This window comes from Chryseobacterium sp. Leaf394, from assembly GCF_001424105.1.
Lineage (GTDB): Bacteria > Bacteroidota > Bacteroidia > Flavobacteriales > Weeksellaceae > Chryseobacterium.
Genome location: NZ_LMQH01000011.1, coordinates 1,361,296 through 1,382,584, shown reverse-complemented (window position 1 = coordinate 1,382,584; position 21,289 = coordinate 1,361,296). Strand labels below are relative to the sequence as shown.

The following is a 21,289-nucleotide window of genomic DNA, read 5'->3' as shown; positions in this document are numbered from 1 at the left end:
TTCGGTTATAGTTAGATTTATATTATTTTACTTAATTAAAATTCCTGTTAAAACAGCCAGTCCAAAACTCAGCAGTGTACCGATCAATACATATTCTGTAAGCTTTCGCTGCTTTGCCTGTGCAAGATCGCTGAATCTGAAAACAGATTTTGCCGCAACCATAAAGCCTACGCCTTCCCAGTGATTTACCGTGATAAATGTGAACACCATCAGACGCTCTAAAATTCCGATATATTTTCCGGCATTGGATAAAGATTCGGTTTGTAGACTTCCGGTCTGCTCATTTACGGGTGTCCACGATGATAATAATAACTTAATGAAGATTGAAGCCGGCGACGTTAAAAATAAGGCTGCCATTAACACTTTTAAAAATTCTTCATCTTTCAGAAAACCGAAATCAAATTCATTAAAATAAAAAGAAACTCCGCCAATTACAGCTACATGAAGTGCCTGATCGGTGAAAAACCATATTTTTTTGGTTTTAATATTCTGAAAATAGAGCTTAGCTGCATCAATGAATAAATGGGAAACCCCTACCAGTACTGCAATCCACCATAAATCAAGATCCCAGAGGAAAATAAAACTTAATACGGTGTGAATCAGAACGTGAAGGTACAGATATTTGCTCTTCAGTTTTCTGTTTTCTTTATCTGAAACCCAGGAATTTGGCTGAAGAATAAAATCTCCGAGTAGATGTGCCAATATGAGTTGAATAAAAATCATCTTATAATTCTGAAATTTTCTTTTTAAAATACTGGTTGGTCTCTACGATAAGTTCGTAGTTGGCACGTTTCAGCCTCTGGCTTACAGAAGATTGCGAAATCGTAAATTTTTTGGCAAGATCGTCCTGGGTATTATCCGGATTGATGATCATTTCGTGAATAATTTCTGAGGTCGCCATCGTCCAGCTGTCAAAGTCTTTAGATGACCATTTCAACAGAATGTTAAGGTCTCTGTCTAAAGAATCGTTTGAAGTTTTGATGGATACGGTATGACCGTCAGATTTCAGGTCATTGAGCAGTCTTCCTGAATTTACATAGGCGGTACCGTTGGATTCTGTGATTTTTTCTGATGAGAAATTTTCTTCACCAATACCAATCGCCATTCTTACATCTAAATTTTCCTGACTTTTTATGAGAGATTTAATGGCTAAGAAACGCCAGAAAACGTCATCGATACTGCATTTGATCTGAAACTCATCTCCTCTGTAAATTTCCCATGTGTGTGGACTGTTTCCCCATTTTGCAAGGAGATTTTTTAGTTTGGTAATCCAAACTTCAGTGTCTGCATGTTGAGAATTAATAATATCACCAGTGATGACCGCTATCATTTTGCAAATATAAGCATTATTCCTTATAAATAAAAAATATAAGCAAAAACCCTTATAAATGGTGATTATTAGCTTTTTTGCTTATTTATATGATTTGAAATTTGATGTTTGAGATTTGAGATTTGAGATTTGAGCCGTTGAGATGTAAGATGTGGGGATTTTATATTCGGAGTCCTGAAATTATTTCGAGATTGAGATCTAATGTAATGTAGTTTTTGAAATAAGGTTTAAAAAAAAATATAAGCAAAAAGACTTATAATCACCGATTATTAGCTTTTTAGCTTATATTATATTTTTTGGAATTAAAATTAATCTGCTCCGGGGAAATGATAGGTTTTCTGTTTATTATCCGTATCATCAATGTTGATGTTCAGGGCAAAATATACGAAATGTACATTTTTGTTGCCAGCAGCCTCAAATTCTCTCTGCCAGAGATAACCGGCAAGCATTCCGAAGTTTTCGTCAATCTGGTAGCCAAGGCCGCCATAGACTCTGTTTCTTGCAAAAGTCGGTTTGTTCGGACTTACCAGAAAAATTTCATCATATACATTGGCAAATACAGTTCCCGGTTTTACTGATTTTGCATTAAGAGGAAGTGTAACGTTGAGTCGGTAACGGTATCTCATCCTTTCGGATCTGATATCTTTTATAGGATCGTAAAACCAGCTTTTCTCAGCACGGAAACGGTTTTCAAATTTGAAAGACCCTTTTTTGAAATCAATAACATCCTGAAGCCAAACCCTGAATTCTTCGCGGCTGATTGTATGATTTTTATATGTCGCATATCTTCCCAAACCGAGGAAAGGCTTATGGGTTTTGGTTAAATTATAACCTAAACCACCCTTTATCTCGTAATAATCGGGGTAATCATACTCTTCAATTCCACGCATCTGAGTTTCTGCGTAAAGGAAAAATTTCGGATGAAATTTATATGTCAGCGTTATTGCATTAAAACTGGAAATATGTTCCTGTGCATTTGCAAAACCTAATCCTAAAATCAAACCCAGACCGACAAAGAATTTCATCTAAAAAAATTTTTGCAAAATTAGATTAATTAACATTTAATTCATATTAAATTATTATTAACAATTATCTAAAATTAAGCTGATATGTGAAACCAAGATGAAACCACCTTTGAGGCATCGGTACACCGAAGGTTTCGGTATATTTTGTATTGGTAACGTTATTAACGAGAATGTAAACAGAAAGATCATTTTTGGTAAAAGTCAATTTCTCATCCAGGAGCTGATAGCTTCCGAAATTCAGTCTTTCGTTGTAACGGTACACCAGTTCGTTGGTGAAATATTTCAGAAAATGGTTCTGAAGTTTTCCCACAAACTGATGTTTCAGATTGTCGAGATTGTATCTTGCAAAAACAGATTCAGTATTTTTCAGTTTATTTTCGAGAAAAGTATAGCCCACTGTATATCTCATCCAGTCTGTTACTTTGTGATCAAGTTCCAGTTCAATTCCTTTCACGTTACTGTCACCCACATTTTTTGCGTACCAAACAGGATCTGTAAGACTTATTTTTGTCCAGTCGATGGTGTTGTTTCCGTCCCTTAAAAATCCGCTGGCTTTGGCTAAAATATTTTTAGTCTGATACTGATAACCGATTTCTGCGTAAATAGCATTCTCAGGCAAAAGATTCATATTTCCCTGCTCGGTTTTACTTACATAGTACAGATCTGTAAATGTAGGAACTCTGTGAACTCTGGAAATATTTCCATACACTTTACTGTTTTCAAGAAAAGTATATCCTACGTCAATTCCCGGATAGAAAAAGTTCCCGTCTGTGGAGTAATTTGCCCACGAAGCTCCCGGACTGATGTTTAATTTTTTATCAAAGAACGAAAAATGGTGTTCAAAAAAGACCTGCGTAACGAATCTTTCACGGTGCCCAAGATTATTACTTGCCAAGAATTCTTTTCTCAGTTCCACACCCAAACCAGTAGTTCCCAAACCTGAAGTATAGCTTGTATTGACTTCTCCACCTACATTATTTCCGATGTGCATATTTCTGTAGATTTCCGGCTTTGCTCTGTTGAAAACATACATATCCTGCCCTCTCCGCCAGTAAACATTTGAATTTAATTTAAATTTTCCAAAGCTCTGCTGATGCGCTAAACTCACTATGGAAGCCTGCAGTTCTTCATACTGCTCTGTTGCTGCGGGAGATGAGTAAAAACCGTTGGCTCCGAATTTTTTCTCCGAAATTCCGGCCTGAAGTCTTAAACTTCCGTTTTTTATTTTAAGCTGATTCTGATAGTATGCGTTGCGTATCTCATAATCTGTATTGTAACGGTAACCTTGCGAGGAATTACTGTTCACCTGAAGTAAATTTGAGAATTTTTCGTTTCCGAAATTGGCATTAAGTCCCATTCCGTACGTTTCATAATCTCCGGCTTCTGCACTGATCTTAACTCTTTTTCCGGGTTCTGCTTTGGTGATAATATTAACAGCTCCGGCATAGGCATTTTGTCCGAAACGTCTTGCTGCAGGGCCTTTTATTACTTCAATTCTTTCCACGTCATCCAGATCTAAAGGGATATTTAAAGAATTATGACCTGTCTGAGAGTCATTCATTCTGATTCCGTTGATCAAAATCAGCATCTGTTCAAATGATCCGCCTCTGAAACTCACATCACTCTGCACACCGTTGGCTCCACGCCTTCTGACATCCATTCCCGGAATCAACTGAAGAACTTCATCGATACTTTTAGCCGGTGAAGCCAGAATATCAGTTTTTGTAATCACTGATATATTCTGATTGGCAGATTTGTACGGTGTTGCAATAAATTTGCCCTGAATCTCTACAGAATCAATTTCCGCAGATTTTTCCTGAGCTGAAACCGAAAAAAACAGGGAAGCAGCAGAAAGGGTAATCAGTTTTCTGATCATAGTTTGTATAGTTTAGTTTGAAGCGTTCAAAATTAGCAGACTTCAATCAGACCAAAAAATGATACTTATCATAATATATTTTGTAAAATTTGCTTTAAAATAATTTTAAATTTTGCTGATCAGTAATACGATAAATTTATTTTGAAATATAAAAATCCACTTTTTGCAAAGTGGATTTTATTATTAGTGTACATTAATAATTAATGCTTTAATCTAAAAGAATATTTTCATTTAACTTTAGTGACTTTCGTTTGTCAACTTTTATCTCCTTTCCGTCAAGGGTGTAAGCTTTGTAAGGTGAAGAAAACTTATCAGCATTAGGATTGTCAATATATTCTGATCTTTTTTTTATAAAATCAGCTTTCTCTTTTAAATGTACTGTATTTATGTAAGCAATTGGCTCAATAATACCGTTTGATTTTTCTATTTTAGTTGCCTCGATGATCAGGCTTCTGTCTTCGTTATGTACTTCCAAAATTAATCCCGCAAGTCCTTTAAAACGAAATGGTCCTTCAGGAATTGGAATTTTGGGACAATACCATGCATAATATAATTTGCCTGTATCTGTAATTGCCTTTGCCTTTAAACACAGATTTCCTAAAATCTCTTTTCTTTCATTTGAAACTATTTCCCATTTCAATTCAGGCTCATTAAAACTATACAGATTATTTCCCACCGGCAAAGTTACAACTACACTTTCACCATCTTTGTATACGCTGCTCTTAGATTTTGGATACATACTTTTGTCTAAGCTTGGTGCCTGTCTGTTACTTCTGCTTTTTCGGATAAATTCATAATAATTTTGCAATCCACTATTTGCGTAAATTGATTTTACCGCATTACATAAAAGAATGAAGTCATAAGAATGTCGCACGTCAGTCCCGTTGTTATCGCCCTGATCATCTGAGATAATCATCTGATAATCAATTTTAAGCGCTGCATTATCATATTTATTTTGCGAATGTATTGACTGAAAGGTAAGTACGCAGAGAAACAAAAATCTTTTAAAACTCATATTGAATCATTTTGAATAAAACCACTGTTTATTTTTACAGCCAATGTTGTCAGTTGTTTTTGGACATCAATTTTAATTTTGCAGTTAAAACTAAATTAAGACAAAAATTAAAATAAACTTTAAAAAACCATTCACTTTTAAAGAAATTTTTGCGAACAGTATTTTGGGGAACCAAAGGTTTTATTACAAAATCTTTTAAATTTACTACTCAGAATTTCGTATTTTTGTCGGTCACAATTTTACTATGGCTACAACTCCGGATATCGATATAAAAAAACAACTTTTCGTAAAAAATGCACACCTTAACAATCTGAAGCACATTGACGTTCTTATTCCTAAAAATAAGCTCATCGTGATTACAGGGGTTTCGGGAAGCGGAAAATCTTCACTGGCTTTCGACACTATCTATGCCGAAGGACAGCGCAGGTATGTGGAAAGTCTCAGTTCTTACGCAAGACAGTTTTTGGGTAAACTTGAAAAACCAAAAATCGATGATATAAAAGGGCTTGCACCTTCCATCGCTATTCAGCAGAAAGTAATTTCGTCTAATCCGAGGTCTACGGTGGGAACTTCTACTGAAATTTACGATTATATGAAGCTTCTTTTTGCCAGAATCGGAAGAACTTTTTCTCCGGTTTCAGGGGAAGAGGTGAAAAAAGATTCGGTTTCCGACGTAATCGATTATATAAAATCGGCTAAAAAAGATACTGCATTTTTACTGACGGCTCCTTTGGATTTTGACGCTGAAAATTTTAAAGAAACTTTAAATGTTTTAAAATTAGCAGGATTCACAAGACTCGAGATCAACGGAAATGTTGCCGGAATTGAGGATTTGGAAAGTTTCGGATTCACTCCTGAAAAAGGAATGGTCATCAATCTTGTGATCGACCGTTTCTCGTATGAGGAGGATGAAAGTTTTCTTCAGCGATTGGCAGATTCCATTCAGATGGCATTTTATGAAGGTCGGGGATATTGTGCCCTGAAAAATACGGAGTCCGGAAAAGTAAAAGAATTTTCAAATAAATTTGAGCTCGACGGGATTGAATTTGTTGAACCCAACGTTCATTTCTTCAGTTTCAATAATCCTTTCGGAGCCTGCCCAACTTGTGAAGGTTATGGAAAAGTGATTGGTATAGATGAAGATCTGGTGATTCCCAACAAAGCTTTATCGCTTTTCGAAGATGCAGTAGCGTCTTGGAAAGGAGAAACAATGAGCGAATGGAAAAAAGATTTCATTAAAAAAGCCGGCGACTTCCCTATTCATAAGCCTTACCATCAGTTAACGAAGGAACAGAAAAACTTCCTCTGGAAAGGCGACGGAAAAAGTACTTTCCCTTCCTTGAATAATTTCTTTAAAATGCTGGAGGAAAATCTGTATAAAATCCAGTACAGAGTGATGCTTTCCCGTTACCGTGGCAAAACGCTTTGTCCGACCTGTGAAGGATTGCGTCTGAGAGAAGAAACAACCTGGGTGAAAATCGACGGCCACAACATTCAGTCGATGATTGAGCTTCCTCTGGATGAACTTTTCCCACTAATTGAAGACTTAAAATTATCTGATCACGACAAAGAAGTTGCTAAAAGACTTTTGTATGAAATCACGACCAGAATTGCATTTTTGCTGAAGGTCGGTTTAGGATATTTAACTTTAAACAGAACATCCAACACCCTTTCCGGAGGTGAAAGCCAGAGAATTAATTTGGCTACAAGCTTAGGAAGTTCTTTGGTTGGATCGATTTATATTTTGGATGAACCCTCTATCGGACTTCACTCCAGAGATACAGAAAATTTAATTGGCGTTCTGAAAAATCTGCGTGACCTCGGAAACACTGTAATCGTTGTAGAACATGATGAAGACGTGATGAAAGCAGCAGATTACATCATAGACATCGGTCCTGAAGCTGGATATTTAGGTGGTGAACTGGTTTTTGCAGGCGATTATAAAGAACTGAAAGATGCCGACACTTTAACTTCAAAATATCTTACCGGAAGACTTGAAATTGAAGTTCCGAAGAAGCGAAGAAAAGCGAAAGAATATATTCATATTAAAGGTGCCAGACAGAATAATCTTAAAAATATTGATGTAGATATTCCTCTGGAAAATCTTGTGGTGATCACAGGTGTTTCGGGAAGCGGAAAATCTACTTTAATGAAAGAAATTCTGACCACAGAAGTTCAGATCCAGCTGGGAATGGGCGGAAAAAAGGGAGACTACGATTCCGTGGAATTTCCTTTAAAAATGATCAAAAATATTGAACTGATTGACCAAAATCCTATCGGGAAATCTTCAAGATCCAATCCTGTAACCTATCTGAAAGCTTACGACGACATTAGAGATCTTTTTGCCAAGCAGAAAATGTCTAAAATGATGGGTTACAAGCCCAAACATTTCTCTTTCAACGTTGATGGCGGAAGATGTGACGAGTGTAAAGGAGAAGGCGTAATCAACGTTTCAATGCAGTTTATGGCTGACATTGAACTGGAATGTGAAACCTGCAAAGGAACCCGTTTTAAAAACGAAATTCTTGAAGTGAAGTTTGATGAAAAAAACATTTCAGACATCCTTCACATGACCGTTGATGAATCGCTGGAATTTTTTAAAGAAAATAAAGAAGACAAAATCGTTACGAAACTCACGCCGCTTCAGGAAGTTGGTTTGGGGTATCTTCAGCTTGGGCAGAGCTCTTCTACCCTTTCCGGTGGTGAGGCTCAGAGAGTAAAACTCGCTTCTTTCCTTGTGAAAGGTGTCACCAATGACAAAACCCTGTTTATTTTTGACGAACCGTCTACCGGACTGCATTTTCACGATATTCAAAAATTACTGAAGTCATTGCAGGCCTTGATTGATTTAGGACATTCTGTGATTGTCATTGAGCATCAGCCTGACATTATCAAATGTGCCGATTTCATCGTAGACATCGGCCCTGATGCAGGAAAACACGGTGGTGAAGTCGTATTTACGGGAACTCCGGAAGAACTGGCAAAAAATGAAAAGTCGCATACGGCAAAGTATGTGGCGGAGAAGTTATAGCAGGAATTTTCTAAAATTCCTGCTATATATTAAATTGGTCTTTTACCAGTTTTCTTTTGTCTCTCGACATTGGAATCTCATCTTTATTTGTCAGCAAAAGTATATTTCCTTCAGATTTTTTGATGCTTTTAATAAAGTTTTTATTCACCAAATGGGATTGATGACAGCGGATAAATCCATATTTTTCTAAAAGGCTCTGATACTCAAACAAAGAAGTGGAAGAGACAATCTGTTCCTGATTTTCAATAACAATCGTGGTGTAACTATTAGAACTTTCACAGCGAATAATTTCATTTACTGCAACAAAATGTATTTCTTTCAGAGAAGATATTGCTATTTTATGATTTGATTTATCATTTTCATGTTTTAAATATTCCACAAGATTTTCTAAAGAACTATTAACCTTTTTCTCTGCAATTCTTTTTTTTGCTTTTTGAACAGCTATCTCCAGTTCATTGAAATCAATAGGTTTTAGTACATAATCTAAAGCAGAAAATTTCACAGCATTTATACCATATTGAGAAAAAGCAGTTACGAAAATAACTTCGAAATCATAATGACCCAACGTTTTTAAAAGTTCAAAACCATTTTTTACGGGCATTTCAATATCAAGAAAAATCAGGTCAGGAGAATATCGTAGAAATACATCATAAGCCTGATCTGCACTGTTTGCTGTGGCAAAAATGGCAACTTCGTTTGGGAATTTTTTTTCCAGAATAAGTTTTAAGTTTTCTACTGCATTTTTCTCGTCATCTACAATGATTGCTTTAATCATTACTTAATAAATTTTTATAAATTATTACTGTCTTTGTTGTACCATTATTACATTCTACAAGATAATCAATTTTCACCTTATCTGAGGATGAATTAAATAGTGCAATCCTGTTTTTGGTAAGACTGATCCCTTTTCCTGTAAATTTTTGGTCAGCCTCAAAACCTTTTCCATTGTCTGTTATCTCAAAAATTAAATTGCCGTCATTTTTAAGAACTTTAAACGAAAGTTTTCCGTTTTCGTTTAAAATAGAAATACCATGTCGTATTGAATTTTCTAAAACAGGTTGCACAAGCAAGGGTAAAACTTCAGTTGAAGATTCAGAAATTCCATCGTCAATATGATAGTCAAAATTAAAAGAAAAACGAAGCTGTTCTAAAGAAATATAATGCTTTAATGCTTTAATTTCTAATGAAAGAGGGATTGAATCTTTATCACTAAAATCCAGAATAGACCGCATCAGCTTTGAAAAATCAGTTAGATAGACATTAGATTTTTCTACATTTCCTGAGTTTATCAAACCCTGTATTGAATTTAAGGCATTAAATAAAAAATGAGGATTAAGCTGAGCAGACATAAACTGAAGTTTTGCTTTCTGCTCTCTTTGTAATCTCTTCATTCTTTTGTTTTTAAGAAATAAAAATATAAAACCAGATAAAGCTATTACAAAAATGACAAATGAAATTTTTAACCAAATATTTTGAAACCATTTGGGCTCAGAGAAAAACTCTTTTGTAATATATTTTTTTTCACCTCGATATTTTACCTGAAGAATATATTTTTTTCCGGGTTTAAAATCATGAAGAATAATAAAGTCGTTTGCTTTTTTCCATGTCTCAGAAGTGGGCTCATCATTTTCTAAAAGCCTGTACTCAAGCATGTCTTTGATGTTGGCAAAATTTTTTGGACGGTAGAAAATCGCAATCTTGGTTTTCTCATCTACTTTCACAATCGGCTCCTGATATTTTGCGGAATGCAAACTTGGCCAGTCTTCGTAAAAACTATAATCGATTTGCTTCTTGTGAGAAAGTGCTTCTTCGACAAAAGTTTCTAAAGAAACTCCGTTGGCATTATAAATACTGGAGCAGACAAGTGGTACCTTATTATCTTTAACTTTATTTAAGATACAAGTCAAAAATGGGTTTTCACCATTTGTTCTGAATGAGATTTTCACCACATCATTTTCATTCAGAATTTGATCTAAAATTTTATAAGCCTTTAAATTTTCACTCTTCTTTAAATGATTAGTTTTATCCTCAATACTAAAACCGGATTCTATATTTCTCCACGAATATAAAATCCTGTCATTCTTAAGAATTTGAAACTCCAGATTTTCAAAATTATACTGTCTGAGTTTTGTAGAATCTGCTACTATTTCATTAAAAGCCATATTCCGTATCCATGAATCAGAAACTGTAATGGAAAGTTGCTTGCCATAAACATTAAATACCTGATCTTTCCATAGTGCTTTTATAAACTGTACATTTTTGTCGGAAAGTGTTTTTTGGGGTAAAATAAAATTATTAGAGATAACAATTTGTGTGTCTCCAAGGGCAATTAGATAATTGTGCCTTTCCTGAGAGAACACCAAAATACTTTGCACGGACAAAAGGGTTAAAAAAAATAGTTTTTTCATTACTGCAAATTTAAAATGATGGGCAAACTTATCAATCATTTTAAAGCTAATTCTTTACTTTTTGAATTGGGTATCTTTCATTCTGTAATCTGTAGTAAATAGCAAAAGTTCTACATATCGAAATCTGTTTTAATTTTTAAGTATCACAAAAAACAGTATTAAAACTTTATCCACAAAAAAATGTGGATAACCTGTGAATTTTAACATTTAATTTACATTGCGTATTATTTTATTTCCTAAATTTACTATGTAATAAAAATGAAATGAAAACTTTTTTTGCTTTTCCATTTTCAGAAATTGCAATTAAATTTGATATAAAAATTTAAGCACAGCATCGTCGGCTGTGCTTTTTGTTGTTGTCTAACTAAAAAAATGAGATGTATTTATCTACTGAATCCGCTTCTAAAGAGCGGATTCTTTCTTTGCCTTATCTTTTTCTTTATTGGGTTGAAGTGATATTTCTTTTGAAAACCATATTCCGCCAATTACATTTTGGTCAAGATAAACCCACACACTTATGTATTTTAATTCGCTTTTCTTTTCGGTACTGATATCAAAGACAAACATCTCCACGGGATCTGCGTTTTTAAAATAAGCATGATTGTATGCCGAATTGAAAGATTTAATCTGGATTTTACCATTACGGCCTAAAAGTTCTTCGCACGATTTTCCACGGTCCTCAAACAGTTTCTTTTCCAGATTTTTGCTCAAAATGAAATTCTCAAATTTTGAATAATCCTGATTTTCACATTTTGAAAGGTAGCTACCGGCAAAGGTTTTTGCACTGTTCAATCTTTCCTGGTCGATTTTAGAATTTTTAATCTTAGAATACAATTTCTGCGAAAATGCAGTCACGGAAAGCAACATGCAAAATGCTGTAATTATTTTTTTCATCTGTGTTTATTTTCTGTAAAAATAAAATTTAACTTGAATATATCAAACACTTAAGAATAATTTCCAACAAAAAAACCGATAAAAAATTACCGGTTCATGAAAAATGAAAAATTAATATGGATATGAACAATTCGGAAACAGAATAATTAAATTCAAAATAAATCTAATCTCATCACCCGCTCCCGTTTGACATGACAAATATAATAACTATTTAGACTAAATAAAAATTAAATAACTGATTTTAATCAATAAAAAAATCCTGAAGCAAAACTTCAGGATCTTAAAAACACATTTTCAAACTTTCTATTTTTTGGTCAGTGCCTTAAATTTTATGTATGATGCTACTGAAAGCACAACCATTGTAGAAAACCCAATGTACACCCATGCCGGAATTGGAACAGGATCTCCTGCTGCGTAAGAGTGAAGTCCTGCAAGATAGTAATTTACCCCAACGTAAGTCATCAGCATTGAGCAGAAAGCAAACATTGTTGCCACGTGAATCGCCCAACGGCTTCTTAGTCCAGGTACCAGTCTCATGTGCAAAACAAATGCGTAAACGATAACCGAAATGAATGCCCATGTTTCTTTTGGATCCCAGCTCCAGTATCTTCCCCACGATTCATTTGCCCATATTCCTCCAAGGAACATCCCAACCGTTAATGCAAACAGTCCGATTGTGGTTGACATTTCTGCTACAATCGCAAGTTCTTTTAATGTAGAATCATTGTGAAGTTTAAACATTCTTTTGTTTGAAATAATATAAAATACCAAAGATATTACCGCAATAATCATTGAAAGCGAGAAGAATCCATAACTTGAAATAATAATCGCAACGTGTACAATCAGCCAGTAAGATTTCAAAACAGGAACCAATGGCGTGATCTGAGGATCAAGTGATGATGCACCGTGCGCAAATCCCATCATAATTACTGCAACCATATATCCTGCTGCAGGAATCAGTGCATTGGAATTATTTTTAGAAACTTTAATTCCGGTTTTATCAGTCTGATCACTGTTTCCGAATCCGAAATAGAAGAGTAATCCTGCAGAAATACCTACCCACGAGATAAAGATAATTGCTTCATAACCATTACTCCAAGGCGCGTGACCTGAGATGTACCATCTTCCTATTAATCCTAAAAAGTGAAACAGATATCCGATAATTCCGATATAAATAAGACCTCTGATGATTCTGTTTAAAATTTTATTAGGTTTAAATAATTCAACAAAACCAAGAAGTAACAGAATGCCTCCAATTAAAGTGTAGAAAATTAAAAGTTTAAAATTGATATCGGTTTTATTCATAAAAACCTCAAGGTCAACTTTATTTTGAGAAGGAACTACTGATTTACCCCACCTTTGCTGATAATCTGAAAGCTTTTTCAATTCGGCATCTGCCTTTGTCCAGTCTGCGGTTTTCTGTGCCTGAAGCACTTCTGCAAAGTAAGGTCCCATCACCTGCTGAGATTCCGGATCCGGTTCCATTTTCTGGTTCAACCATGAATTCCATGTATGATTCGGATCATTTTTCACAGGAACAATTCTCATAAACTGTCCGCTGAAGAAACCGTTAAAAATCTGTACTCTTTCGTTTATTTTAATGATCTGCTTGTCGTATTCAGATTGCTCCGAAGGTTTTTTACGGAATGCCGTATTGTATTCTGCATCTAAAATATAAGTAAGATTTCCGTTGGCGTCTGTAGGGAAAAGATTCATTAATGAAGTGTAACCTTCCTCATTTGCTTTTGTCAGTTTCAAAAGCTCCTTACCTCCTTTCGCATCCACTTTAATCATCGGAACCATCGTCCAGCTTGGTGTATCTGTATTAATGGAGATAAACCATTGCTCAGCTGTTAAAAATTTCCCGTCTGTTCCCTTGAATTTATCTCTTTGGTAAAGTTTTCTCAAAACATCCAAAGCTTCGGTATTGATCGGAACGATTCTTCCCTCAAAATTCTGAACCAAAAGGTACCCAAATTTATCTGCGTGCTCTTTGCTGATTTTATTTTTAGAAATAATTTCGTCAGGCGAAATGTTTCTCATGCTCGTCAAAGGTGCTGCTGCAGAATTTTGTTTTGGCTGAGCCAGTTCCGGAGCAACTTCATGCGTATGACCATCACCTTCCACATGTACATGCTCTTTGCTACCATCTGTTCCGTGCATGTCAATTTTTTGAGCATTTAAGCCTAAGCTTAAAAGAATCAAAAGAAGCAGTGTCGCTTTTTTCCTGCTGATGTCTTTCAGCATTTTATTAAGCTTCCAGAAATGTGTTCCTTTCCAGAAAAACATTACAAACATCCCACCGAACAAAAATGCATAACCGATATAAGAAATTAAAGTTCCCCAGAAATCATGGTTTACAGAAAGTAAAGTTCCCATTCTGTCCGGCGTATAACTTGCCTGGAAAAAACGGTAACCTTTATAATTCAAAACATTGTTCATATAGATTTTATAAGGGGTTTCTTTGCCTTCATCAATGATTTTCACATGACTTTCGTAGGCACTCGGAGACGAACTTCCAGGATATGTTTCCATTACGAAATCGTCAAGTTTAATATTAAATGGTGTTGTATATTTTTTTGGTCCGAAACCAAGCATGATGTTCAGACCGTCCATGGTTACCTGCTTGTAAGCATCAGGATTTCCTCTTTCAACCGAAAGATCAACAAGCTGTTTTGTTTTAGGCCCCTGTATTTCAACAGTCAGTTGATCCGGAACATTCTGGTCTTTCTTTCTGTCGCCTTCCACGGAAATAAGGTTTCCTTTCTTCAGACCTTCAGGAACTACAAGTTTTAATTCGTTGATGGTATATAAGCTTCTCAAAACCAATGGCTGAAACTGATCTTTCACAGTATTTCCTGTAGCCTGAGTTGCCATCGTCATGTAAGCCGCATCCACAGGGGTTTTAATCATTAACTGTCCGCCATTATTGGCAAATTCCACAGCGCCTTCAATTGCTCTTCCAAAAGAAACCAGAGTCCCGTTAACTGACTTTGTTTCTCCCTGTTTTAGATAGATATTCTGTCTTCCGGTACTGGCTGTAGAAACCAAATGAAGATATTCCGCACCCTGAGCATTAGGAATTAAACTGTCCTTTTTTCTCTGCACATATTCTTTTGCTACAACCTTGATTTTCTTATTGTGAAATTCGTAATTGGCTTCAAAATCTTTATGAAGTGGTGACATCAGATAAGGAATATCCTGATAGGTAAGAATATCGCCTTTTTCTTCGATTTGAATTTTAAAGAAATGCTTGTCGGTAACAATTTCATTGGTCGTTTCTCCTTCACGGATGCTCATCTGACCTTCAAAACTGATGTATCTTGTAATTGCGCCACCAATAAAAATTAAAATAAATGAAAGGTGAAAAACCAAAACAGGCCATTTTTCTCTTTTCCAAAGACGATACCTTGCAATATTTCCACAAAAATTGATGATCAGCAAAACCATTACCATCTCAAACCATTTGGCTTCATAGATGAGTGCTTTGGCCGTTGGTGTTCCGTAATCATTTTCTAAAAAGGTGGCGTAGGCCATAGAGAAGGCATATACGAGTAAAAGTACTGCCATCGTTCGGGTAGAAATCAGTATGTCTGTTAACTTCTTCATTTTATTTTTTACTTGACATGCAAAAATAAGGATGATTAGACGAAAGGCAGATAAAAAAAACTGTTTTTTGTCAGTCAAAGCCTATGGGAAGCTTGTTTGGAATCATTCTTAATAATTAATTTTAATTCCTCATTATCAGTAAAAATAGAAGGACAAGAGACAGGAATTTAGATAAAAATCTACAAAATTGACTTGCCAAAAAGGAAAACTTTAAACTAAAAAAACATTAAATTTGCCCACATTGAAGCTATGGAAAAGAAAACACAAAAAACACAGCCCGTTACGCAGGAGCAATCTAAAATATTATCCAAACCGAGAATCTTTTTTGGTTTGCTGTTTATCGTATTTGCAGGTATTCTTACAATATCATTTATTTCCTATTTAATCAATTGGAAATCAGACCAGAGCCAGGCAGGAGCACTGCTTGATAAAACCATAAAATCATCGAATATTTTCGGGAAAATGGGTCAGTGGCTTGGTAAAATTTTCATTTATGAAAGCATTGGTGTTGCAGCATTTATTGTGGCGTTTCTCTTTGTGGTTTTCGGTACAATGATCCTGAAAAAGAAGATTTTTAAACCGTGGATGACTTTCGGTCATTCCCTGTTTTTCATCTGCTGGCTTCCGATATTTTTTGGAGCGGTAACTAAAGGCCAAAGCGTACTTTGTGGTGTTTACGGATATCAGATTATGGATACAATGGTTTCAATGATTGGTTCCGTTGGTCTGTGGGTTGTTTTGTTTGTGAGCATTGCCTTATATTTTATACTTGAATTTAATTTAAGACCGAGCTCAATTAAAAATAAATTAGATTCTCTCAACGAAAATACAATCGGACGGGTAAAAGCGATGATGCCAAATTCAGACGAAGATTTTGAAGCAGATCAGCAACTTGCTGTTGAAGAAGAGATTCAGCCAGAACAAAAAATTACAGTTCAGGAAGTTGTTTCTACTCCTAAAAAGACGGAAATCATTCCTGAAATTAAAATTGAGGAGCCTAAGCTCGATCCAATTGTTACGCCTAATCAAACTTCTTTCAATGAAGAAAAAGAAGTGAAAATAGACTTTTCAGCTCCTGTAAATCTTCCAGTGAATGCACCTGTTTCGCTTCCGAAAACGACTCCTCAGGATGCTTTTGATGTGAAAGTAAATTCTAATAATTCTGTTGACGATATTTCATTTAAAGTAGAAGTTGCTCCGGTGATCGACATTGTGGATGATGCAGACAGGCAGTCTCAGGATTTGGTTGACAAGCATGGTTTGTATGATCACAGATTAGATCTGGCTAAATTCCAGATGCCACCTTTAGATCTTCTGAAAGATTATGGAAACGAAGAAATTTCAATCAACAAAGAAGAACTTGAGGAAAATAAAAACAAAATTGTTGGACTTCTGAAAAACTTTAATGTCGGAATTGCTGAAATTAAGGCGACCATCGGGCCAACAGTAACTTTATACGAAATCGTTCCGGAAGCAGGAATCAGAGTAGCTTCCATTAAAAAGCTTCAGGATGATATTGCATTGAATCTTTCTGCTTTGGGAATCAGAATTATTGCGCCAATGCCGGGGAAAGGAACGATTGGTATTGAAGTTCCACGGAAAAATCCTACTATGGTTTCAATGAGATCAGTAATTGCTTCACAGAAATTTCAGAATACAGATATGGATTTGCCTGTGGTTTTCGGTAAAACGATTTCGAATGAAGTCTTTATGGCCGATTTATCTAAAATGCCTCACCTTTTGATGGCGGGAGCAACAGGACAGGGAAAATCTGTTGGTATCAATGCTATTCTGACTTCCCTACTCTACAAAAAACATCCGAGCGAACTGAAATTTGTGATGGTGGATCCTAAAAAAGTTGAACTTTCTCTTTATTCTAAAATTGAAAGACACTATTTAGCCAAACTTCCGGATTCTGATGATGCGATTATTACAGACACCAACAAAGTAATCAATACATTAAATTCACTCTGTATTGAAATGGATCAGCGTTATGATCTGCTTAAAAATGCTTTCTGTAAAAATTTAAAGGAATACAACAAAAAATTCAGCGAAAGAAAATTAAATCCTGAAAACGGTCACCGTTATCTGCCTTACATTGTTTTGGTGGTGGATGAGTTTGCAGATTTAATTATGACTGCAGGGAAAGAAGTTGAGCTACCGATTGCTAGACTGGCACAGCTTGCAAGAGCCGTGGGAATTCACCTGATCGTTGCGACGCAGAGACCATCTGTGAACGTAATTACAGGTATGATTAAAGCCAACTTCCCTGCAAGAGCGGCATTCAGAGTGATTTCAAGTGTGGATTCAAGAACGATTCTGGATTCTACCGGTGCAGATCAGCTGATTGGAAAAGGAGATATGCTTTATTTTAACGGAAACGAAATCTTAAGACTTCAGTGTGCTTTTGTTGACACGCCAGAGGTTGAAAGACTGGCAGAATATATCGGGGAGCAGAAAGGTTACGCTTCCGCATTTATGCTGCCTGAATTTGTTTCAGAAGACGGAGCAAGCAGCGTTGGAGCTTTTGATCCGAACGAAAAAGATGTTTTGTTTGAAGAGGCTGCCAGAATTATTGTTTCAACGCAGCAGGGTTCTACTTCAATGCTTCAGAGACAGTTGAAATTAGGATACAACAGAGCCGGAAGAATTATGGATCAGCTTGAGGCCAGCGGTTTGGTTGGTGGTTTCAACGGAGCTAAGGCAAGAGAAGTGCTCATCAGTGATCTCCATTCTTTGGAACAGTTTTTGGAAGACCTGCGGAATTAAAAAATCAAAAATTTCTTTAAACATTGTTTTAAAATTTTAAATCATAAAAGACTTTTCAATGGTTGAGCTTTTTATTGAAACTAGCTGAAGATATTCATTAAGCTCGAAGGAAAATTTGAATTTAATATGAATAATAATTTGAGTTTTATAAATATTAAAATTTAACATAAGACTTTAAATTTCGTCTAAAGAACAGAACAGAAATTAAAAAATGAAAAATCTATTATTAAAAATAACTGCTGCAGGTCTAATTATCATCAATGCAGGATTAGTTCAGGCTCAGAAAATCGATGCTAAATCGAAAAAAATCTTGGATGACGTTACAGCCAATTACAATTCAAAGAAAAATTCTTATTTTAAATTTTCTTTCGGCAGCGGAATGAACGGAAAAGTAAGCAAAACTGAAACTGGAATCTATTATCTGGCCGGAGATAAATACAAACTGAAAATCATGGAGACGGAGCAGATTTTCGACGGAAACAAGATTTACAATATCAACACCGAAGATATGGAGGTTACCGTGGCAAAACCGAATGCCGGCAGCCAGATGTTTTCTCCGATCAATTACCTGTCGAGCTACAGAAATGATTACAATGTGACTTATAACGGCAAGAAAACAGTCAATGGGGTAAGTGCAGATTTCATCAAACTGACTCCGGTAAAGTCAAACGGACTGAAACATGTTTACATTTACATTGATTCTGCAAAAAAACAGATGCTGAAACTTGAGCAGTACGGAAACAACAAAGACATCGCGGTGATTGCCATTCAGGAATATAAGGAAAATCAGCAACTCGATTCTCAGATGTTCAGTTTCGACAAAAACAAATACAAAACCTATCTGGTAACAGAATTATAACATACAAAATCCCGCAACTGCGGGATTTTTTTTGAGTTTAAATACAATATTTCAATACTTTTGGAGTTTTAAAATTTAAATAACACTAAATTACTTTATGAAACAATTACTCACGCTGATGTTTGCGGGCAGTCTATTGATGCAAAGCTGCAAAGACGACTGCTACACAGCTCCCGATCCTACTGTATTTGAATTTGTAAATTCTTCCGGCGAAAATTTGATCCAGAGCGGGACTCTCACGGGATCCAAAATTGTGGTACAACAGGATAACGGCAATGGAAATTTTGCAGGGATAGAAGTTGAAGTTCGTGATGACAACAGGGTTTTGCTGAAAAATGTCGGAATATACGAAGGAACGAAAAATTACAACGTTTATCTCACCACAGAACCCGTAAGAACATTTAATTTTAGGGTATCCGCTTCTAAACTGACAGGAGATTGTGACGGTTTTAAAATTGATCATCTCAATGTAGAAAACATCAGTTCAACCAAAGAAAACGGATATTACAAGATATCAGTTGACTGATCTAAATAAAAAATGCCTGCGTATTTCACAGGCATTTTCTCTTTAAAAAAACTACTTTTTAATAATCTTAAAACTCTGCGTTTTATCTTTGGTAACCACCTTCAGAATGTAATTACCTTTTGTAATCTCTGTTAAATCCAATTTGTTTTCTGCAGATTTTTCAAGTGGATATATGTGTAAAAGCTGACCGGCAGTGTTGTACAGTTCAGCATTTTTCACATCAATATTTTTGCTGCCAGTAATAATTCGTGACATATGAAAACTGTTTTTATATTAAATGATACTGCATCTTTATGATAATACAGTACAATTCTGGAAAATAAAATTTCAGTCAATAATTTATCGGGAGTAATCTTCCGTTTTTTTATAAATTTGCTTCATGTTTAAAATTTTAGACCGATATATCATAAGGACCTTCTTTGGGCCTTTCTTTTTCATATTCAGTGTACTGTTTTTTATTTTTATTGTAAACATTGTCTGGATTCAATTGGGGCAGTTTATGGGTAAAGGATTAAGTACATTTCAAATCCTGAAACTTCTTTTTTATCTGGGAGTGAACGTTATTACAATGGTGCTTCCGCTTACCATACTTCTGGCAAGCATTATGTCTTTCGGAGAGTTCGGTGAGCGTTACGAACTGGCAGCCATGAAAGCAGCCGGTATCTCTCTTACAAGGGTGATGATGCCACTTTTCGGAGTTGCAACTGCCCTCGCAATTATGCTGTTTTTCTTTTCCAATAATGTGGTTCCGGATTTTCAGCGGAAGGCAAAGAACATGCTTTTTAATATTGCCCAGACAAAACCTGCACTAAATTTTACTCCGGGACAATTTATTGATCAGATTCCGGGATACATGGTTAAATTTGATAAGATTGAAGGCGTAAATGCCGAAAAGTTAGAAGGTGTATTCATTCACAAAAAAGCAAATACATTCGACAATCAGCAGTCTATCGTAGCTCAGCGGGGAGAATTTGTACCTGCAGCAAACCAGGCTTATCTAAAACTTTTACTGTTTAACGGATACGTTTTTGAAGACAGCTATGCCGGGAAAGGTGAAAATGTACGGGTAAAACAACCGGATCAGGCCATCAAATTTGATACGCTGACGGCTCATTTTGACATCAGTGAAATTATTAACAAAGCGATTGAAAAAGAACAGATAACAGACGATTACCGTTTCCAGAGTTATACGGAAGTAAATTCAACGATTGCAACTGCAAAAAAAGACAATAAAAGACTTGCAGACAACATGAGTTCTGAACTGATCTCCCAAACCAATTCGGTGGTGAGTTATATGGATAAAAATAAAGTGAAAGCTCCTGTAAAAGCACAGTATAAATTGGATACCATTAAAGCTGATAAAAAACTCGATCTCATTTTCAACGGCTACAACCGTTTAGATAATCTGAAAAGCAGTCTCGATAACAAAAACAATGAGCTGAACCCAAGTGTAAAATACTTCAACAAAGTGATCATCTATCAGCAGCGGATTCTCACCTACTCTTTCACATGCATCATTTTCTTTATGATTGGTGCGAGCTTAGGATCTATTATCAGAAAAGGTGGTATGGGTCTTCCTGTAATTATTGCCATTGTAATTTTCATTATTTTTTATGTAATCAATGTTGGTTTTGAAAATGCAGCCTGGGGCGGAAAAATCAATCCTTACCTTGCAGCATGGCTTCCGAATATGATCTTATTTCCTTTTGGCGTCTGGATGACGTATAAAGCACTCACTGATTCTCAACTGTTTGATGCAGAGAAGTACAAAGCACTTTTGAAGCCAATCACCAAAAGATTTGTAAAACAGAAAGAACATACAAGATATCAGTAAAATCTGCTGGCACAGACTTTGTTTTTCTTTCAGTATAATTTCATCATTCACATCATATTTAACTTGAAAAAACATCCTCAGAGAATTTAATTTCTGAGGATGTTTTGTTTTTT

Annotated in this window: 15 protein-coding genes; 5 read left to right on the top strand and 10 right to left on the bottom strand. The window is 35.5% G+C overall.

What is annotated here, in order from left to right; translation table 11 throughout:
* Nucleotides 1-27: 27 nt before the first annotated feature.
* The 5 genes from ASG21_RS10810 to ASG21_RS10790 all read right to left on the bottom strand — a co-directional run bounded on the left by ASG21_RS10810 (nt 28) and on the right by ASG21_RS10790 (nt 5,246).
* The gene (locus ASG21_RS10810; RefSeq protein ID WP_056079581.1) at nt 28-723 is read right to left on the bottom strand and encodes a DUF3307 domain-containing protein; all 696 of its coding nucleotides are present in this window, start codon (nt 721-723) and stop codon (nt 28-30) included.
* Nucleotide 724: 1 nt separating this feature from the next.
* On the bottom strand, nt 725-1,330 hold the full coding sequence (locus ASG21_RS10805) for a SatD family protein (protein WP_056079578.1): 606 nt from the start codon (nt 1,328-1,330) through the stop codon (nt 725-727).
* Nucleotides 1,331-1,638: 308 nt separating this feature from the next.
* Nucleotides 1,639-2,355: a DUF2490 domain-containing protein gene (locus ASG21_RS10800; protein WP_056079575.1), complete on the bottom strand. Its 717-nt coding sequence runs from the start codon at nt 2,353-2,355 to the stop codon at nt 1,639-1,641.
* A 64-nt stretch (nt 2,356-2,419) separates the two neighbouring features.
* Complete coding sequence (locus tag ASG21_RS10795) at nt 2,420-4,231, bottom strand: TonB-dependent receptor (RefSeq protein ID WP_056079572.1); 1,812 nt, start codon at nt 4,229-4,231, stop codon at nt 2,420-2,422.
* 208 nt (nt 4,232-4,439) lie between these two features.
* A complete protein-coding gene (locus ASG21_RS10790; protein ID WP_056079567.1) occupies nt 4,440-5,246 on the bottom strand; it encodes a GLPGLI family protein in 807 nt (268 codons plus the stop codon).
* A 244-nt stretch (nt 5,247-5,490) separates the two neighbouring features.
* Between ASG21_RS10790 and uvrA the strand changes: the two genes are divergently transcribed.
* On the top strand, nt 5,491-8,277 hold the full coding sequence (uvrA, locus tag ASG21_RS10785; protein WP_056079564.1) for an excinuclease ABC subunit UvrA: 2,787 nt from the start codon (nt 5,491-5,493) through the stop codon (nt 8,275-8,277).
* Between the two features lie 22 nt (nt 8,278-8,299).
* Here uvrA and ASG21_RS10780 read toward each other — a convergent pair whose 3' ends face one another.
* The 4 genes from ASG21_RS10780 to ccsA all read right to left on the bottom strand — a co-directional run bounded on the left by ASG21_RS10780 (nt 8,300) and on the right by ccsA (nt 15,188).
* Nucleotides 8,300-9,052 (bottom strand): LytTR family DNA-binding domain-containing protein, encoded by a 753-nt coding sequence (locus tag ASG21_RS10780; protein WP_199767878.1) that lies wholly within the window; start codon nt 9,050-9,052, stop codon nt 8,300-8,302.
* A complete protein-coding gene (locus ASG21_RS10775; RefSeq protein WP_056079561.1) occupies nt 9,045-10,685 on the bottom strand; it encodes a histidine kinase in 1,641 nt (546 codons plus the stop codon). The genes ASG21_RS10780 and ASG21_RS10775 overlap by 8 nt, the downstream gene beginning before the upstream one ends.
* A gap of 402 nt (nt 10,686-11,087) precedes the next feature.
* On the bottom strand, nt 11,088-11,579 hold the full coding sequence (locus ASG21_RS10770) for a hypothetical protein (RefSeq protein ID WP_056079558.1): 492 nt from the start codon (nt 11,577-11,579) through the stop codon (nt 11,088-11,090).
* A gap of 303 nt (nt 11,580-11,882) precedes the next feature.
* Nucleotides 11,883-15,188, bottom strand: coding sequence for a cytochrome c biogenesis protein CcsA (gene ccsA, locus ASG21_RS10765; protein ID WP_056079554.1), 3,306 nt, complete (start codon nt 15,186-15,188; stop codon nt 11,883-11,885).
* 249 nt (nt 15,189-15,437) lie between these two features.
* Here ccsA and ASG21_RS10760 point away from each other — a divergent pair, with 249 nt between their 5' ends.
* From ASG21_RS10760 to ASG21_RS10750, 3 genes are all read left to right on the top strand, one after another.
* Nucleotides 15,438-17,957, top strand: a complete 2,520-nt coding sequence (locus tag ASG21_RS10760; RefSeq protein ID WP_056079552.1) for a DNA translocase FtsK — start codon at nt 15,438-15,440, stop codon at nt 17,955-17,957.
* A gap of 211 nt (nt 17,958-18,168) precedes the next feature.
* On the top strand, nt 18,169-18,816 hold the full coding sequence (locus ASG21_RS10755; RefSeq protein ID WP_056079550.1) for an outer membrane lipoprotein carrier protein LolA: 648 nt from the start codon (nt 18,169-18,171) through the stop codon (nt 18,814-18,816).
* Between the two features lie 97 nt (nt 18,817-18,913).
* Complete coding sequence (locus tag ASG21_RS10750) at nt 18,914-19,342, top strand: hypothetical protein (protein WP_128414278.1); 429 nt, start codon at nt 18,914-18,916, stop codon at nt 19,340-19,342.
* Nucleotides 19,343-19,393: 51 nt separating this feature from the next.
* On the opposite strand, the gene ASG21_RS10745 is transcribed toward ASG21_RS10750, so the two are convergent.
* The gene (locus ASG21_RS10745) at nt 19,394-19,597 is read right to left on the bottom strand and encodes a T9SS type A sorting domain-containing protein (protein ID WP_056079545.1); all 204 of its coding nucleotides are present in this window, start codon (nt 19,595-19,597) and stop codon (nt 19,394-19,396) included.
* 124 nt (nt 19,598-19,721) lie between these two features.
* Here ASG21_RS10745 and ASG21_RS10740 point away from each other — a divergent pair, with 124 nt between their 5' ends.
* Nucleotides 19,722-21,176 (top strand): LptF/LptG family permease, encoded by a 1,455-nt coding sequence (locus ASG21_RS10740; RefSeq protein ID WP_056079542.1) that lies wholly within the window; start codon nt 19,722-19,724, stop codon nt 21,174-21,176.
* Nucleotides 21,177-21,289 lie beyond the last annotated feature (113 nt).

Excerpts from the sequence above, each read along its gene's own strand:
- ASG21_RS10810 (WP_056079581.1), bottom strand. The coding sequence starts at position 723 with ATGATTTTTATTCAACTCATATTGGCACATCTACTCGGAGATTTTATT.
- ASG21_RS10795 (WP_056079572.1), bottom strand. The coding sequence starts at position 4,231 with ATGATCAGAAAACTGATTACCCTTTCTGCTGCTTCCCTGTTTTTTTCG.
- ASG21_RS10805 (WP_056079578.1), bottom strand. The coding sequence starts at position 1,330 with ATGATAGCGGTCATCACTGGTGATATTATTAATTCTCAACATGCAGAC.
- ASG21_RS10780 (WP_199767878.1), bottom strand. The coding sequence starts at position 9,052 with ATGATTAAAGCAATCATTGTAGATGACGAGAAAAATGCAGTAGAAAAC.
- ASG21_RS10790 (WP_056079567.1), bottom strand. The coding sequence starts at position 5,246 with ATGAGTTTTAAAAGATTTTTGTTTCTCTGCGTACTTACCTTTCAGTCA.
- ASG21_RS10760 (WP_056079552.1), top strand. The coding sequence starts at position 15,438 with ATGGAAAAGAAAACACAAAAAACACAGCCCGTTACGCAGGAGCAATCT.
- ASG21_RS10740 (WP_056079542.1), top strand. The coding sequence starts at position 19,722 with ATGTTTAAAATTTTAGACCGATATATCATAAGGACCTTCTTTGGGCCT.
- ASG21_RS10800 (WP_056079575.1), bottom strand. The coding sequence starts at position 2,355 with ATGAAATTCTTTGTCGGTCTGGGTTTGATTTTAGGATTAGGTTTTGCA.
- uvrA (WP_056079564.1), top strand. The coding sequence starts at position 5,491 with ATGGCTACAACTCCGGATATCGATATAAAAAAACAACTTTTCGTAAAA.
- ASG21_RS10770 (WP_056079558.1), bottom strand. The coding sequence starts at position 11,579 with ATGAAAAAAATAATTACAGCATTTTGCATGTTGCTTTCCGTGACTGCA.
- ccsA (WP_056079554.1), bottom strand. The coding sequence starts at position 15,188 with ATGAAGAAGTTAACAGACATACTGATTTCTACCCGAACGATGGCAGTA.
- ASG21_RS10745 (WP_056079545.1), bottom strand. The coding sequence starts at position 19,597 with ATGTCACGAATTATTACTGGCAGCAAAAATATTGATGTGAAAAATGCT.
- ASG21_RS10750 (WP_128414278.1), top strand. The coding sequence starts at position 18,914 with ATGAAACAATTACTCACGCTGATGTTTGCGGGCAGTCTATTGATGCAA.
- ASG21_RS10775 (WP_056079561.1), bottom strand. The coding sequence starts at position 10,685 with ATGAAAAAACTATTTTTTTTAACCCTTTTGTCCGTGCAAAGTATTTTG.
- ASG21_RS10755 (WP_056079550.1), top strand. The coding sequence starts at position 18,169 with ATGAAAAATCTATTATTAAAAATAACTGCTGCAGGTCTAATTATCATC.